General features: G+C 58.0%; 15 protein-coding genes. 9 read left to right on the top strand and 6 right to left on the bottom strand.

What is annotated here, in order from left to right; genetic code table 11:
* Window positions 1–8: 8 nt before the first annotated feature.
* From cueR to BMX99_RS17795, 4 genes are all read left to right on the top strand, one after another.
* On the top strand, window positions 9–410 hold the full coding sequence (gene cueR, locus BMX99_RS17810; RefSeq protein ID WP_093454940.1) for a Cu(I)-responsive transcriptional regulator: 402 nt from the start codon (window positions 9–11) through the stop codon (window positions 408–410).
* Window positions 411–478: 68 nt separating this feature from the next.
* Window positions 479–1,417 carry a DUF305 domain-containing protein gene (locus BMX99_RS17805; RefSeq protein WP_093454939.1) on the top strand — a complete coding sequence of 313 codons (939 nt, stop codon included), beginning with the start codon at window positions 479–481 and terminating at the stop codon, window positions 1,415–1,417.
* 16 nt (window positions 1,418–1,433) lie between these two features.
* Window positions 1,434–2,201, top strand: coding sequence for a MauE/DoxX family redox-associated membrane protein (locus BMX99_RS17800; RefSeq protein ID WP_093454968.1), 768 nt, complete (start codon window positions 1,434–1,436; stop codon window positions 2,199–2,201).
* Between the two features lie 8 nt (window positions 2,202–2,209).
* Entirely contained in the window at window positions 2,210–2,863 is a 654-nt protein-coding gene (locus tag BMX99_RS17795; RefSeq protein ID WP_093454938.1) for a DUF3047 domain-containing protein, read from the top strand.
* Between the two features lie 5 nt (window positions 2,864–2,868).
* Here the strand turns inward: BMX99_RS17795 and BMX99_RS17790 are convergent, their stop codons facing one another.
* From BMX99_RS17790 to BMX99_RS17780, 3 genes are all read right to left on the bottom strand, one after another.
* Complete coding sequence (locus BMX99_RS17790) at window positions 2,869–4,983, bottom strand: protein-disulfide reductase DsbD family protein (protein ID WP_093454937.1); 2,115 nt, start codon at window positions 4,981–4,983, stop codon at window positions 2,869–2,871.
* A gap of 16 nt (window positions 4,984–4,999) precedes the next feature.
* Window positions 5,000–5,413 carry a rhodanese-like domain-containing protein gene (locus BMX99_RS17785; RefSeq protein ID WP_244525676.1) on the bottom strand — a complete coding sequence of 138 codons (414 nt, stop codon included), beginning with the start codon at window positions 5,411–5,413 and terminating at the stop codon, window positions 5,000–5,002.
* Between the two features lie 101 nt (window positions 5,414–5,514).
* Window positions 5,515–6,297, bottom strand: coding sequence for a DsbA family protein (locus tag BMX99_RS17780; protein ID WP_093454935.1), 783 nt, complete (start codon window positions 6,295–6,297; stop codon window positions 5,515–5,517).
* A gap of 594 nt (window positions 6,298–6,891) precedes the next feature.
* On the opposite strand from BMX99_RS17780, the gene BMX99_RS17770 reads away from it, so the two are divergent.
* The 4 genes from BMX99_RS17770 to BMX99_RS17755 all read left to right on the top strand — a co-directional run bounded on the left by BMX99_RS17770 (window position 6,892) and on the right by BMX99_RS17755 (window position 13,486).
* Entirely contained in the window at window positions 6,892–9,315 is a 2,424-nt protein-coding gene (locus BMX99_RS17770) for an efflux RND transporter periplasmic adaptor subunit (RefSeq protein WP_093454933.1), read from the top strand.
* Entirely contained in the window at window positions 9,312–12,494 is a 3,183-nt protein-coding gene (locus BMX99_RS17765) for an efflux RND transporter permease subunit (RefSeq protein WP_093454932.1), read from the top strand. The genes BMX99_RS17770 and BMX99_RS17765 overlap by 4 nt, the downstream gene beginning before the upstream one ends.
* Window positions 12,495–12,527: 33 nt before the next feature.
* Window positions 12,528–12,869: a copper-binding protein gene (locus tag BMX99_RS17760; protein ID WP_013959881.1), complete on the top strand. Its 342-nt coding sequence runs from the start codon at window positions 12,528–12,530 to the stop codon at window positions 12,867–12,869.
* A 101-nt stretch (window positions 12,870–12,970) separates the two neighbouring features.
* The gene (locus BMX99_RS17755; RefSeq protein WP_093454931.1) at window positions 12,971–13,486 is read left to right on the top strand and encodes a disulfide bond formation protein B; all 516 of its coding nucleotides are present in this window, start codon (window positions 12,971–12,973) and stop codon (window positions 13,484–13,486) included.
* Here BMX99_RS17755 and BMX99_RS17750 read toward each other — a convergent pair.
* From BMX99_RS17750 to BMX99_RS17740, 3 genes are all read right to left on the bottom strand, one after another.
* Entirely contained in the window at window positions 13,483–14,124 is a 642-nt protein-coding gene (locus BMX99_RS17750; RefSeq protein ID WP_170848857.1) for a hypothetical protein, read from the bottom strand. The two genes, BMX99_RS17755 and BMX99_RS17750, sit on opposite strands and share 4 nt — an antisense overlap.
* Window positions 14,125–14,251: 127 nt before the next feature.
* Complete coding sequence (locus BMX99_RS17745) at window positions 14,252–15,094, bottom strand: hypothetical protein (RefSeq protein WP_093454930.1); 843 nt, start codon at window positions 15,092–15,094, stop codon at window positions 14,252–14,254.
* Between the two features lie 236 nt (window positions 15,095–15,330).
* A complete protein-coding gene (locus tag BMX99_RS17740; protein ID WP_322788149.1) occupies window positions 15,331–16,158 on the bottom strand; it encodes a hypothetical protein in 828 nt (275 codons plus the stop codon).
* A gap of 299 nt (window positions 16,159–16,457) precedes the next feature.
* On the opposite strand from BMX99_RS17740, the gene BMX99_RS17735 reads away from it, so the two are divergent.
* A complete protein-coding gene (locus BMX99_RS17735) occupies window positions 16,458–16,700 on the top strand; it encodes a type II toxin-antitoxin system ParD family antitoxin (RefSeq protein ID WP_008336111.1) in 243 nt (80 codons plus the stop codon).
* Window positions 16,701–16,703 lie beyond the last annotated feature (3 nt).

Genomic DNA, 16,703 nt, shown 5'->3' with positions numbered 1-16,703 from the left:
ATCGTGTCGTGAACATTGGAGAAGTTGCAGAGCGGTCTGGCATCCCGCCCAAAACCATCCGCTACTACGAGGATATCGGCCTGGTCAGGCCGCAGCGCAGCGGCAACGGATACCGCGCATTCCGCGAGACCGATCTGCACAAGCTTGCGTTTCTGGGTCGCGCGCGCGCGCTCGGGTTCTCGATCGAGGATTGCCGCAATCTCTTGAATCTCTATGAGGATGAAACGCGGGCGAGCGCTCAGGTGAAGGCCATCGCCGAAGAGCACCTGAGCGCAATCGACGACAAGATCGCGCAGCTTCAGGACATGCGCGAGACCTTGTCCCATCTCGTCGAGGCCTGCCGCGGAGACCACCGACCGGATTGCCCGATCTTGAAGGATCTTTCTGGTGACCTGAAGAACATCCGCTGAAAACGCGTTCTATTTCGGAACCCTCCAGCGCTGGAATCTTGTTTGAGAGAAAAGCGAAAGGAGTTCACATGTCAGATTCAGCAATATTAAATCACGACAGCCGCACAGCCGATTCCGCGAAATCGGACAGTCACGGCAAGTCTTCTTACGGGCGCTTCCTCGCGATGGTTGGAACGTCGACCGCTATTATGTTCGGCCTGATGTATCTGAACACCTATGCCATTGAGCATGTCTATTGGAGCGAGACACGGTTCTATATGACCTTTGTCATGGGTGCGACGATGGCAGTCGTGATGCTCCTGTTTATGTGGGGCATGTACAAAAACCTCGCCGCCAATGTCGCCATTCTCGCAGGCTCGGCAGTCCTGTTCGCCGGCGCTCTCTGGCTCGTCCGCGGCCAAGAAACCGTGCAGGATGAAAGTTGGATGAGTGCCATGATCCCGCACCATTCGATTGCAATCATGACCAGCAAGAGGGCGGAAATCACTGACCCGCGCGTCAAAGCGCTTGCTGAAGAAATTGTCGTGGCCCAAGATCGGGAAATTGCGGAGATGCGCTTCCTGCTCGCCGACATCGAGGCAAATGGTGAAGCTGGGCCAGAATGGCCATTGGGTAAATCCGATGGACCTGCAAGCGTGGCAAGCCTGACGCAGGCAATCTCGACGCCGGTCATTGCAGGCATCCGTCCTGCTCCTCTTTCGGACGCGGAGATCGAAAGCGGGCTCGGCACCGAGCCGATGTGTACGTTCGTTCGCGCCGTCAACGCCGACCCCATATTGGCGACCGATGGAAACGGGCAGGGAATCGCGAAGGTCTCCGGGTCGCTGGTGCAATTCGAAGCGACCGGCAGTGTGGCCTCTGGAGGTGTTCTGATGGCCGATGGTGGCCAGATGACCGTCGCGATGAGCGATGCTGACAATGGAGAAGGCTCTACCCTTCTGTTCGAATTGACCGGTGAAACCCCGCTCGCGGTTGGCTCCATGGGCTACTGGACCTGCAACGGCTAGACCAATGGAGGACATGATGCCGAAAGATACCAACCAGGCCGCAGGAAAGGCTGTTCTTTATCGCATGGTCATGGAAGACCACCTCTGCCCCTATGGATTAAAATCGAAAGATCTCTTGGAGCGCGAAGGGTATGAGGTCGAAGATCATCATCTGACGACGCGCGAAGAGACGGACGCGTTCAAGGCGGAACACGACGTATCGACAACACCCCAGACCTTCATCGGCGGTACGCGCATCGGCGGCTATGACGCCTTGCGCGAGCACTTCGGGAAAGAGGTTAAGGACGCGGACGAGACAACCTATCAGCCGGTCATCGCGATCTTCTCGGTGTCGTTTCTGATGGCCCTGGGTCTCAGCTGGGCGTTCTCTGGGTCGATACGTACGCTCCGTGCTTTCGAGTGGTTTATCGCGATCTCCATGTGCTTCCTTGCCGTCCAGAAGCTGAAGGATATCGAAGGCTTCTCGACGATGTTCCTGAACTACGATCTGCTCGCGCAACGCTGGGTGCGTTACGGCTACATCTATCCCTTTGGTGAAGCCATCGCGGGCGTTCTCATGGTCGCGGGCGCACTAGTGTGGATCAGCGCCCCAATTGCCCTCGTGATCGGGACCATCGGGGCGGTTTCCGTGTTCAAGGCGGTCTATATCGACGGGCGAGAATTGAAATGCGCTTGCGTTGGTGGCGGGTCGAACGTGCCACTGGGATTTGTGTCGCTGACCGAAAATCTGATGATGATCTTTATGGGGGTCTGGATGCCCGCGCGCGCACTCGGTTGGATATAGGACGAGCAATGGTCCATGTCGCCAAAGTCCTGACCTTGCTGACATGCGCCGTGTTTACACCAGCCGCGGGCATCGCCAACGAGGTCATTTCTTTTGACGGCAGCTGGAAAAAGCAGGGCTTCTTGCGCCTTTTCTCGAACGATTTTGGTCAACGGGGACGCCAGTTGGACATCGTTTCGGACGGTACGGTCTCGTTGCTCTGGCGCCCCGTTAAGGACCTCAATCGTTCGGTTGAATCTGCGCGTTGGGTCTGGCGGGTCCACGAGGGTGTCCGACCGACCGATCTTACGATCAAAGGTGGTGACGACAGAAATCTGGCGATCTACTTCGTGTTCGTCGATCCGGAGAGGGTGGACGCTCTGAGCGGAAAGAGCGCGCGGCGCATTCTTCAAGAGGACAGCGCACGCGCCCTGATCTACGTGTGGGGCGGTGCGCACCCGACCAATGCGATATTGCCCAGCCCCTATTCGCCCCGGTTGCGCAGCAAAGTCCTGCGCCCTTCAGAGATCGGGCAGTATCGTGAGCAGGTCGATCTCGCATCAGATCATCGCACTGCGTTCGGGATCGAGCCGGGTGCCCTGATTGGATTGGCCGTGTCGGCCGAAAGCGATGATACCAAGGGCAGAATCGTTGCGTCGATTTCCGATCTTCAGCTCGATTAAGCGCGTTACTCCGACGCGACACTTCGAACAGACGCTGTGTCGAGAGCGTCAAGAACTGCCTGTGGCGTCAAAATTTCCGGGAGAGCGATGCCGGAAGGCGACCCTGGCCCGAAGACGATATTGAACGGAATGCCGTAGCGGTCATATCGCTCGAGAAACCGCGCGATGTTGTCATCCGGGCGGGTCCAATCCGCCTGCATGGCGATCACGGAACCGCCGCGCAACCGCGCACGCACTGGATCCCTGTCAAGCACGAGAGACTTGTTGGCTTTGCAGGTCAGACACCAATCCGCGGTCACATCGACGAACACCGTCTCGCCTTCAGAGACGCGGCGCGCGATGCCGAGGGGTTCGAAATCCTGCCAGTGGGACGTCGCATCAACCCCTGCTGTGGTGCGGTCAGGGGTTGAGGTGAGACCTGCCCCGAAAATCGCCAGAAAAACACAGGCGCTGAGAACCGCACGCCGTACCCATTGGTTTGCCTGTGGGATTGATGCGGCGACAATGAACACAGCTGTGAGTGCCGAGATGAAGGCAGCTGCACGCCCACCCGTCACGCCGACAAGAACGAACAAGAGCCATGCGGCTGTTGCCAGCAACAGACCGCCAAGAAGGATCCTGACCAGAAGCATCCATCGCCCGGGCCGGGGCAGTCGCGTGACCAACTCGGGACGTGCGGCAATGACCAGGTAGGGGAGGGCCAGTCCAAGACCGAGCGCCGTGAATATCACTATCACGTCCAGTTGTGTACCCGCGAGCGCAAAGGTGATCGCGGTGCCGAGGAACGGGGCGGAACACGGCGTAGCGAGGATGGCCGCAAGCAGTCCGGTGCCAAAGTCTGAGATGTACCCGGCTCTGGCATTGCTGGCACCCAGGCGGTCTTGAAGGGCCGCGGGCAGGGTTATCTCGAATGCACCGAAGAGATTGGCGGCAAAGACGACGATGACCATGAACATCAGCGTCACGAAGACCGGATTTTGGAATTGTATACCCCAGCCGACGGATACTCCGATCCATTGAAGAAACACTAAGGCAGCCGCAAGCGCCCAGACAAATGTCAGTACCCCCAAGGCTGAAAACAGGAATCCGTTGCGCGTCATCTGCCGGGTTTGACCGGTTGCCTTCAAAACGGATGTGAGCTTGATCGATAAAACGGGTAACACGCAGGGCATGACATTCAGGATCAGACCACCGAGAAAGGCGATGGCGGCCACCGCCACGACCTTCAGCACACTCGTTCGAGGGTTCGCGCTTGAAAACGGTGGGGCAGGGGGATCTGAGGTAAGCGTGATCGGCGCCGTGATTGCACGTGCGGTGTCTGTGATCGTCACCGAAGGCTCTGCATGCTCTTCGGTCCAGGCGTTGATCGGTATTTGTGCCCAGAGTTCCGTTCTATCGCGATCCAACCGGATATCTGGTTTGCCAAAGGTCACAAGGGGTCCGAATTCCGGGAACACGTCGACCTCACCGAACGGTGTGTCGCTCGTTGCCACAACGATGAGAGCCGAGTCGCGCGCATCGAGGGCCGTGACCGATATCCTGATGTCGCTGTTCTCGGGTACCGCGGGAACGCGATCGGCATAAGTAGCAATTTGGCGAGCCGAGTTTGTATCGATCCCGATGCCTTGTGGCAGGGCGAGTGAAAGTTCGAAGTCATGGGGCACACAGACAGTCGAACATGTCAGCAAGGACACGCGGGCACGCAGTTCCAGAGGGTGGCCGTCGTCCTCAAGTCTCGCGCGGATCGGCAAGACAACCTGACCGGAATAGCCGAAGTTTTCGATCCCGAAGGCCTCGAACCGTTCCGGCGCGGGCCAGAGTAGCTCGGCGGATTTCAGGTTGGTCGAACCCGACCAGTTGATCTCCGGTGCCAAGCCAACCTCGCCGGGGGTGCGCCAGTATCCCTTCCAGCCCTCGCCGTACTCCAAGGCCAACCCAAGTGAGACGGAGGCGGCATCCGGCGCAATCCCGTCTTCGGCCGAGATCAGACGCGCCGTGACGGCGGGGTTTGAAAAGCTCTCGGATTCGGCAGCGTTGGCGGCATCGGATAGGAAGATGCCCACGCAACCGATAAGGATGAGCAGAAGCCAAGCCCCGAGGTGAAAAACTCGGACCGTCATTTGGGTGTGCATGCAGTCAACGCAGTACGCCAGGCAGGCTGGCCAAGGCCGCCTCCAGATCCGTCACGGGCAATCCGCGTGCGATCCAGCCTGGCCCCTTCTGTGATCCCAGCATGCCTTCCGAGACATCGATGAAGCCCGTGTAGTCGGCTCGTTTCAAGGCGCTCAAAAGACGGCCGCTGCGCCCCCCGGTGGCGCAGATCAGCGCAATGGGTTTCTCGCCTGAAAAATCGCGTGCGGCGAACAAGCGCTGCTCGAACACGGGTTCGTGCATACTGATCGGCCATGCGGCTTTCGCGACGCCCGTTTCCACCCATTCGGGGCGCGATCGAACATCAATCAGGGAAATCCTGTTCTGCGCCAATGCGTCGGCCGTCTCGGCAGCCGACCAGATCTCGCGCGTGGCGGCCGCAACGACCTGCGGCCCCATGACCCATGTCGATGCAAGCAGGATGAAGCACCGCCTATCCATGTTGCCTCCACAGTCGATTGACGAGAAACGCCAGGACTTCCCGGGGCGAGCCTTGCAGCCTAAGCAGCCTTACAAACATTCTGCCAACCCTCTTCGCGCTCCAACTCGATGATTTCCCGAACCATTTTGTCGCTGATCTGACCTTGGACGACAGTGCGGCCGATCACGAGGGCCGGCGTGCCGACAAAGGCGAACACGCGTGCAAGCGCTGCACTGTCTTCCAGCTCGCGCGTGATCTCGGCACTCTCCATGTCGGTGATCAATTGGCTGCCATCGACGCCAAGATCAGTGGCGAGGCGCGAGAGATATTCTGGCGTTGCCTGGAAAGGGGATTTCATCAGCCGTTCATGAAAGGCGACATAGGCATTTTGCCGTTTCGCCGCCAGAGCTGCCTTGGCCGCAAGATTTGAGCTGTCGCCGAGGAGCGGCAATTCATGCCAAGCCACTGCGATCTTGTCTGGCATCTCGCTCGTCATGTCGGCCAACCGTTTGGTTTGCACGCGGCAAAAGGGGCAATAGTAGTCCGAGAACGACGCCATCGGGACCTGCGTAGGCGTGGGAGTCAGACCACCATAAAGGGCCGAGCAAATATTATCGGAGACGCGCTCCAAGGCTGCGGCTTTCTGCGCCGCCACTTCGGTGCTGTCCGCCGTGCCCAGGCCTACGAAAGGATCGAAGCCGCCTGACGTCTCACCCGCAACGAACTTACGAAATCCTTCTGGTCTATCGAGTGCCTGCAATTCCAGTTTTTCCGGCAACAATGAGGGAACTGTGCGCAGGGCGGCGTACCCTGCGATGATCGCACCGATCGTCAGAAGCGTTGACCGTTTCTTGGAATCCATCTGAAGCCTGATCTCACCGTGTCCCCTTAAGTTCGTAGTGTGAAGCCTTGGAAAAGGTCAACTTTACAAACTGATACAATCTTTCAGCCCCGCTCCAATTGCCGCAACTTCTGAAGAGCGCTATTTCTCGCATATGGTTTGGAACGCGTTCTTTTTCCTGCGATCGGCATGTCTTGCCTGTGTGTGTCTGACGATCACCGTCGTCGGAACGCAGGCAATGCCGTTTGATGGAGAGATCAGCGGCGTGGAGCGCGGCCTGTACATCGCTTCTGTGGGAGAAGTGTCCAACCACATTCACGCGCACCACCCCGAAAACAATGGCGAGCGGCAAACGGACGCTCACGCAGGACACGGCGACGGGTGCCACACCGGTCTTTGCTGTGTCATGGACTACCAGCAACATCTGGATCATCGGTCTGAAGAAACCGCGTTTACGGCGCCAACACGGGCCGCATTCTCCAGGGCTCATGTATCCCGTGAGCCCCTCGTGCCCGATCGCCCGCCCCGACACTCCTGACGTTTCGGTGCCCGCATATGCGGGCTGTTTGACCAATCGATCGCTGCATCCAATGCAGCCGTCAGGAGACGATATTTATGCGTGGAAGATACGCGGCACTTTCAGTTCTTGCCTTGGCAGCTGGCCTTGGCGGTGGGGTTTACGTTGAGCGGTTGTACCTGAATCCAGCGGTGCAAGGCGGATCTGAAGGCCCCGAGATTCTCTATTGGGTTGCGCCCATGGACCCAAATTTCCGTCAACCAGGACCGGGCAAGTCGCCCATGGGGATGGATCTTATTCCAGTCTATGCCGGACAGGAACCATCTGGTGATCCTGCCGAGGTCACACTGAACGCGGCCGAAATCAACGCAATCGGCGTACGCACGGCGGTCGCCCGCATGAGTGAAGTGCAGCCTCGGATCGAGACTGTGGGTTTCGTGGGGTATGACGAACATCTGACCAGTCATGTGCATACGCGGGTAGAAGGTTGGGTCGAAAGGCTTAAGGTCCGAGCGGTCGGAGACCGCGTTGCCGGGGGGCAGGTTCTTTTCGAGCTCTTTTCTCCACTCATCGCAGCCGCGACGGGTGATCTTGTTCGCGCTGTCGAAGATGGTGACCCCCGCATTCTGGATGCGGCGCGCAACAAGCTGATGAGCCACGGTATGTCCGCCCGCCAGGTTGCGGAGATCGAGGCGGGCGGCGAATTGGTTCGCAACATCGAGATCGAAGCACCACAGAACGGCGTGGTCATCGCCCTGAATGCGGCCGATGGCATGTATTTGCAACCTGGAACGCTTGCCTTCTCCGTCGCTGACTTGTCGAAGGTCTGGCTCATTGTAGATGTCTTTGAACGTGATATTGCCCGGCTGTCTGAGGATATGCGGGCCATCGCTCGGTTCGAACACTTGCCAGGGCGCGTGTTTGAAGGCGACATCGACTACATCTATCCTGAACTCGATCCCCAAACACGAACGCTTCCTGTTCGACTGAGGTTTGACAATTCCGATGGCGTGCTCCGCCCCGGAATGTTCGGAAGTGTCAGTCTCAGGCCCAACGAAAGCCGGACGGTCCTGACAGTGCCATCTGAGGCCGTAATACGGACAGGGTCGGCTGAGCGCGTCATCCTGAAAACAGGGGAGGGGACCTTCCGACCGAGATTGGTGACTGCCGGTCTCCGGGACAGTTTCGGAGAAGGAGGGCGGACAGAAATTCTTCAGGGCCTGGGTCCGGGTGAAGAGGTCGTTGCCTCCGCACAGTTCCTGATCGACAGCGAAAGCGCTTTGAGCGCAGGCTTCACGCGCATGGCGCCAACGGATGCCGACCCGGCGCGGGGCAGCGGTGTTCTCGTTGCTCTCGATCCTGAGAATCGGGTGGCAACCGTGCAGCATGATGCCCTGGAAAGCCTTGACTGGCCAGCGATGACATCCGACTTCCCGGTGAGAGCCGATGTTCCCCTGGATCGGCTAAAGGAGGGGGAGGCAGTCGCGTTTCTCGTGGCCCGTGGCGCCGATGGACTCCTGAGCCTCACCGAACTTGCGCCAGATGATGGAATTGCCGGTACCGGCACTGGGATTGCACGCGCGGTGACGTCGGATGGCAAGCTAACGCTGGAGCACGGCCCGATCCCAGAGCTTGGCTGGCCCGCAATGACGATGGACCTGCCGGTGTTGGGGGTTGATCTCGAGACCGTGCCCCTCGATGCGCCGATCGAATTCGATCTCACGGCAGGTGATGGCGGCCTTTTCTCCGTAGTCGCGGTCCGCGCCGAGGGCGCCGATCCCGAAGAGGTGGAAGCGGCTGAAACAAATGCCGCGGCGCCGATCATGGTGTCCGGCACCATCGACGACCTCGATCTGCATTCCGGAACCGCAACGATCACCCACGGGCCCATGGCTGAGATCGGAATGCCAGGCATGACCATGGATTTCCCCATCGATCCGGGCTTGGACATGGCATCGCTGAAAACCGGCGTCCAAATGACCCTCACATTTGCACGGCCGGATGGCTTGAACATGATCTTGTCTGATGTCGAGCTTGAGGCAGCTGCGGCACCGCCCATCGTGGTCTCAGGCACGATCGATAGTGTCGATACAGACGCCTCAAAGGCCACGATCACCCATGGACCGATGACCGATATCGGCATGCCTGGCATGACCATGGCCTTTGATATTGATCCGTCACTCGACGCTGCCGCTTTGATGACAGATGTGGAGATGGTGCTCACTTTCGCGCGCCCGGACGGCATGAACATGGTGCTGGCAGCGGCCGAACCTGTGGCACCGCCCATGCAGGTTTCAGGTCAAATCAACTCCATCGATGCTCAATCACGGACGGCGAACATCACCCATGGGCCGATGACCGATATCGGCATGCCCGGAATGACGATGGATTTTCCCTTGGCTGAGGAGCTCGAGATTTCCCAACTCACAGTGGGAACGGACGTCACGCTCATCCTGCGGCGCAACCCGGATTTCTCGATGACATTGATCGATGTTGTCCGTGACGGGAGGGTTACCCAGTGATCCCGGCGATCATCCGCGCCTCGCTGGCCAATAGGTTTGTTATTCTGGTCCTTGCCGTCATGATGGGTGTCGCAGGCATCTGGGCCATCCGCGAGACACCGGTCGATGCGATACCGGACCTGTCCGATGTGCAGGTGATCGTCCGCACCCCTTATCCGGGGCAGGCGCCGCAAGTGGTCGAAAACCAGATCACCTATCCGCTCGCCACATCGTTGCTGGCGGTACCTGGCGCACAGGATGTACGCGGCTTTTCCTTCTTTGGTGACAGTTTTGTCTATGTCGTTTTCGAAGATGGCACGGACCTGTATTGGGCAAGATCCCGCGTCCTCGAATATCTTGGGCAGATCACCGGGAGCTTGCCGGACGGAGTGTCCCCTCAGCTTGGCCCGGATGCCACCGGGGTCGGGTGGATCTACCAATATGCGTTGATCGACAGAACCGGCACACACGATCTCGCGCAACTGAGAACGCTGCAGGACTGGTTTCTGAAATACGAACTGCAGGCTGTCGACGGTGTGTCTGAAGTGGCAACAATTGGCGGCATGGTCAAACAGTATCAGGTCGTCGTCGATCCGAACAAATTGCGGGCCTACGATATCACGCTGACACAACTCAGGAACGCGATACAAGCGGCCAATCGAGAGACCGGCGGAAGCGTGATCGAGATGGGCGAAGCAGAATTCATGATCCGCTCGTCCGGATACATCGATGAGCTTTCTGATCTATCCAGCGCCCCCCTAATGATCAACGAGCGTGGAGCTGCTCTGACCCTCGGCGACGTTGCTGACATTCGCCTAGGACCGGAATTGCGCCGCGGCGTCGGAGAGTTTGACGGGCAAGGCGATGCCGTTGGCGGCGTGGTCATCATGCGATGGGGTGGCAATGCCCTTGCGACCATCAAAGCGGTGGAGGCCCGCATCGAAGAGTTGCGGCCGAACCTGCCGGAAGGTGTCGAGATTATCACGACCTATGACCGGTCCGGCGTGATCGAACGCGCAATCGACAATCTCAAGAAGAAGCTGACGCAGGAATTCGTTGTCGTCGTCCTCGTCTGTGCGGCCTTTCTGCTGCATCTGCGCTCATCACTGGTGATCCTTCTGTCGTTGCCCCTCGGAATCTTCGCTGCCTTCATTCTGATGAAAGCGCAGGGTGTGAATGCGAACATCATGTCGCTTGGCGGCATAGCGATTGCCATTGGAGCCATGGTCGATGCGTCGATCGTGATGATCGAGGCGATGCACAGGCGGCTGGAGAAGGAGAAGCTTACCGCAGAAAACAGGTGGAGGATCGTGCAGGAATGCGCCTCTGAGGTCGGTCCGGCCCTCTTTTACTCCTTGGCAATCATCACGGTCAGCTTTCTGCCTGTCTTTGTGCTGGAAAATCAGGAGGGCAGGCTTTTTGCCCCGCTGGCCTATACAAAGACCTACGCGATGGCCGCCGCCGCGATCCTATCGATCACACTGGTTCCGGTCTTGATGGGTTACTTTGTCCGGGGCCGGATTTTGCCCGAGCGCAAAAACCCACTGAACCGATTGGTGGTCTTCCTGTATCGTCCCTTTCTCGACGCAGCCATCGCCTGGCCGTGGGCGACAACCTTGCTTGCCGGCGCCCTCGTGGCTTCAATGTGGTATCCGTACCAACGGCTCGGGTCCGAGTTCATGCCCGAGCTGAATGAGGGCGACTTCCTTTACATGCCAAGCTTCTACCCGGGCGTGTCGATCGGTAAGGCGCGCGAGGTCCTGCAGCAGACCAATCGCCTGATCGCTACAATCCCAGAGGTCGAAACTGTGCACGGCAAAGTGGGGCGCGCAGAGACAGCGACCGATCCTGCACCACTCACGATGGTGGAAACCACGATCCAGCTCAAACCAGAAGCTGAGTGGCGCCCTGGCATGACCATGGAAAAAATTCGCGATGAGCTTGATCGGGCTGTGCAGATCCCTGGCGTGACCAATGTCTGGATCCAGCCGATCAAGAACCGGATCGACATGCTTGCCACCGGGATACGAACGCCGGTTGGTGTCAAGATTTCGGGTGCTGATCTGAACGTCATCACAGACATCGGGATCGAAGTGGAACGAGCCGTGTCGGATATCGAGGGAACTGCCTCCGCCTATGCGGAGCGTCCGGTAGGCGGGCGCTTCATAGAAATCGACGTCAAGCGCGACGCCGCAGCGCGATACATGATGAGCGTGCGGGATGTTCAGGATGTGGTGCAAACCGCCATCGGTGGGATGCAGGTATCGGAATCCGTTGAAGGGCTGGAGCGCTTTCCGATTAACCTGCGCTATCCGCAGGCGTGGCGCGACAGCCCCGAACGCCTCGAAAACTTGCCCGTTGTCACCCCATCGGGGGCTCATGTGCCGCTGACCGCCTTGGCCGATGTTCGAATTGTGGATGGTCCGGGCATGATCCGATCAGAGAACGCTCGGCGCACGGGGTTCGTGTTTATCGATATCGCAGGACGAGACCTCGGCGGATATGTCGCCGAGGCGCAGAGGGTCGTGGCCGATCAGGTGCGTCTACCGCCCGGATATTCTCTGACATGGTCCGGGCAGTATGAGTACATCGAGCGGATGCAGGACCGGCTGGCGATCGTCGCCCCCGCCACGCTTATGATCATCACGCTGATGTTGTTCATGGCGTTCAATAGGGTGATCGAAGTTGGCATCATTCTCGCCGCGCTTCCTGTCGCGTTGGCAGGCGGTGTCTGGTTTCTGTGGTATCTCAGCTTCGACATTTCGATCGCCGTCCTTGTCGGCTTCATTGCCCTGGCCGGCGTGGCCGTCGAAACAGCTATCGTCATGCTGCTTTATCTCAATCTCGCCTGGGAAAAGCGACGCAAACTCGGTCAATCCGAAGGCCGCAAGCTGACACAAGACGATATCGAGGAGGCCGTCTTTGAGGGAGCTGTTCTTCGGGTGAGACCCAAAGTCATGACCGTGGCCACCATCTTCGCGGCGCTGATACCGATCATGTATGGCACCGGCACCGGCTCGGAGATCATGCAACGCATCGCTGCACCGATGATCGGCGGTATGGTGACAGCGACCCTGCTGACGCTTTTTGTCATTCCTTCCATATTCGTGATTTGGAAACGGCTCGCGCTGAAACGCGTTAACCGCGAAATCACGTCCCCAATTCAGCAGCCCGTCGATGCAGCACTGCCTGCCGAATAATCGAACGCACAAACCTCAAGAATGGAGCTTCTCATGAAGATACTGACTGCAAGTCTCGCACTTCTGACCCTGTCCGCGACAGGGGCTATCGCACAAATGAACCACAATATGGATCATTCGGACATGCCGATGTCCGCCGAACAAATGGAGGGCGCAGTTCACGCAAAGGCCGTGATCAATTCCATCGGCGACGGCACGGCCAACGTGAGCCATGACCCGATTCCCGAGATCGGCTGGCCTGCAATGACGATGGATATGACGGTTCTGGAAAACGCGCAGATGATGGGCGAGGTGACCGATGGTGACGAGGTGACCCTGATGCTCGTCAAGGGCGAGGATGGCATGTACGCAATCGGGGCCATAATGCCGAACTGATCATGAATGCGCAGTTGCCGAGAAATCGGCAACTGCGGCGCGTATTTGGAGAGGTACACCGAGTTCGACCGCCGAGCTGCGTGTAGGCGAAAGGAAAGTGAATGCGGCTGTCTTCGAAACAACTTGGTTTGATCGCTGCCGGCGGATCGGCCGTTCTTTTGCTGGCTGCCTTCTTGTTTCAGGCAGCGGGCTACGCACCATGCGCGATGTGCATTTGGCAGCGATACCCTCACGCGATCGCCATCGCTATCGGCGTGCTCCTCATGGTTGGTTTGCCCATCTTACTGCTACTGATGGCAGGCGCTGCCGCCGCGTTCGTGACAGCGGGTATCGGGATGTTCCATACCGGCGTCGAACGAGGTTGGTGGGAAGGTCCGACGGCGTGCACCGGCTCTGGTCTTGATATGTCGAACTTGTTAGCTTCGGACCTTTTGCCCTCCGCATCATCCGCTCCATCAACCTTGGTGATGTGTGACGAAGTCGCGTGGGAATTTCTGAGCCTGTCGATGGCGAGTTGGAACGCGCTTTGGAGTTTCGTTCTTGCAGGGCTCTGGATCCTGGCTCTTGCCAAAGCTTGGCGCGCGTCCCGCTCAGATGAGAGCGTGACGGCAGTCTAGCTCAGGAGACGCAGGATGACGGCTGCAGTAGCCGTCAGACACACAGCGGCCGACAAAAAAGCAAGGAGAGCAACCGAAACCGCGCCCATTTTCTTTGGGAAGAGATCAAAGATTGGTCTCAGGATTGCCGACTTTCCGGCTGCCGTAACATAGAGCGGCAGTGCACTTACCAAAGTGGCGTACAGGTAGACTCCGGATATGTTTTCAAAGAGTGCTGACCGCGCCAGTGTGGGCGCAACCACTGAAAGAGCCGTCGCCCGACTGCCTCCAAAAGAGCCGAACCAACTGGCGGAAAGCACGTAATTGAAGGCGTGGAGAACGAGAAAAAGAGCGACGCGAGTTATCACATCGAAGAGAATGAATACCGCCGGATCACGGCTATTGGTGTCTTTCGCCTTCAACATCGCAAACAGGAAGAAGCCGACGTAGTTGACGATAAAGATGACCGGTAGGCCATTCGTCAGAACCTGCCTGAGAAATCGTGATAGCGCCGGTCCACCGTCCATCAATGCCGAAGCAAATCCAGGCGCACGCATGACATAAACGAGCAAGACCGGCAGGAGACCGATTAGGCTGAAGACCAAGACGTTCATTACAAAATTCACGCCCGGCATCTTGGTTGAGAAGAACCGTTGCATGTGAGCAGGTTGGCATGTCGGGAGACAACAGTCGACTTTCTCTGCGACCATCATTTATTTACATAAACTTCACTATCGGATATTGAATCGCGCAGTGTTTCTCGGCTCCAAAGCTTGGCAAGCGAACCTACCTGGAAATCTCCCCCGCTAACACCGCTCGTCCGTGCACTGCCAACGTCGCTGAAAACCTCTGACACCCAAACTTGCGGATTACATCCAGTACTCGCGCTTCGTAGGCAGCGTGACCGATCAAACGACACAGGTCGGACGCATGGAACTGGCGGTTCGTAGTCGGGGCGGCTTGCATCTGTCTCACTAATTCGCGCTCTTTGGGGTCTGGTACCCGTTTCTGCGATGGTTTCACCTCGGGACGAGGCGGAGTCCCCGGCGAATTCCGCCATCGGCGCATGAAGCCAAGCAGGAAGCCGGCAGGCACCCTGCCGTTGCCTCGGGACCGGTTGAAGGCGAGGAAGCGATACCAGATGACCTGGGTGTCGATGTTCCAGCAGGGCAACGTGGCCTTCGCTGCTTTGATGAGCTCTGCCCAACTGGTCTGAAAAACGTTCGAATTCGCGGTGATGTCGATCAATCCTGAGAAGATAGTTTTGTTATTATTATCTCTAGATAGTGATGTGTCGCCTTCATCTGACACGAGAACATGGGTTTCACTCTCTTCATCGAAGGCTGAAAACCGAAAGATCCAGGGCGCGAACTTGCCATTCGGCTTCGCCCGCTCGAGCTGCAACTCCGACGTCTCAAGTTCGTTCAAAAGAACCGAAAGATATTGTCTTGAGACACCCATCTTCTCCGCTAGGGCAGAGAGGGTGAAGGCTGCCGTTCCGCGCGACAAGCCGTTGTAGCCATCCTTCCAGGCGATGGCATCGAGGATCAGGGTAGCAAGCTTGTGCGCTGCAACAGAGAGATTTGTTTGCGTGATCCGTCGCAGGATCAGGCCGGTCGTAGGTTCCATGGTCGAGGTCTCCTTGGAGATCCGACGCCATGTCGTGAGACAACAACATTCTTGCCAGCAAAACAACTTTGCTGGTTGCAGGTGTCTTGGCCGTGCGCTAGGAAACTCTTGTTCACGGAGTTTTCTTGCACGGCGTCAGGCTTCACGGTCTGGCGTCGTCTCCTTTTCGCGGGTTTTGCACAGCCGCCCGTGCGGGGTTGTGAGGACGCGCGCGGCAAAACCACGCGCAGATTTTGTCAGTAGCGAACTTCCTCAGCGCCGTAGTTCCCGGCGTGATCACGCCAGTCGACGAAGACGGAGCGGTAAAAGTAGCTGCCACATCCATTCGGGATTCTCAGGTCGGATGCGGTCGGCACTTGGCCCACGTTGGATCTTGTCCAACGGTAATCGCCTTGCACTCCGTAGGACCCCAATCGCGTGGAATCGCTGCGATTGCACTCGCCATCTCGGTTTTCATGCTGGCGGTACTGGATGTGATAAACGCGAATGCTGCGAACGAAATCAAAGGCATCGCCCGAGATGTCGATGTCGGCTTGCTCATCCGCCTGGACGCGGACAAGGGGTATCGGAGTCGCTTCCTGCGGTTCGGGCGGATCGCGGAACGTGATGTCATAAAGGCGTTCCATAGGCGACATCGGACTGGGATCGTTGAGCGACACACCCATCGGACACCGCCAGATTTGTAAGGGCGGCTCGATCGGCCATGGTGTGATCCGCCGAATGAAGACCGCTCTAGCATGTGCGCAGGGCGCGGAGGCAGGCCAGCCGCCCGCAAGGCAGAGGAGGATTGCACAGTCCACCTGATAGGCCTGAGCCGGTGCTGACGAGGCCATTAGTCCGGATATGCTTAGTGCCGTGGCCGTGGCCACGCCGTGGATCACGTGCTTCATGATGCCGACTCCATCTATAATGGTGCAGCGATACGAAACAACATTAATGATAGCAAGAAGATTTGATTGATAGTGGCCTGCGATTGTTCGCTTGTGTCGCGTGACGGCTTCCAAGATCTGACGCCGGTTTGGGCTCTTGTGGCGTCTTGAAAGCGGCCAAAATTGCGGCTTCATTTCACGTTAGATGCCAAACAAACATTTGCGGAAAAAGGAAAATGTGGTGTTTCCATGCGGCCACGAAAGCGGTCACGGAAGAACAGACCGCATGAGCCCGTCAAACGGCGTGTCGCAGCGCCCATGGTCCCGGGAAGGGCAGTGTCGGAAAACTGTAGGGCTTGGTTCCACGGCTGGAATCCGGGAACGGAAGGGCGGGTGGAGCAACGATCCTATGTTGTGGCCTATGTTGGGATCGAACATGCGCTTGAAGATTTATGGCAGTATCTGATACGATTGAGCATGGATAGGAGAGTCTGATGCCAAACGTCCACCTGACCGAACCGATGCAGAAATATGTGCAGGCGCAGATCGAGTCCGGCGCCTACGCCAATTTGAGCGAAGTCGTGCGCGCCGGCGTAAGGATGCTGATGGAGAAGGATGGCGCGCGGCAGTTCTATGCCCTCAAGGCCGATCTCGAGATGGCAGCCACCCTGGCCGAGAATGGGGATTTCGCCGAGTTCGATGCCCAAGCCTTCGAACCGGATGCGTTTGATCGCTGACCC

The organism is Pseudooceanicola nitratireducens (assembly GCF_900109195.1).
Classification (GTDB): Bacteria; Pseudomonadota; Alphaproteobacteria; order Rhodobacterales; family Rhodobacteraceae; genus Pseudooceanicola; species Pseudooceanicola nitratireducens.
The sequence above is the reverse complement of the archived record's forward strand: the minus strand, read 5'-3'. Positions and strand labels throughout refer to the sequence as shown.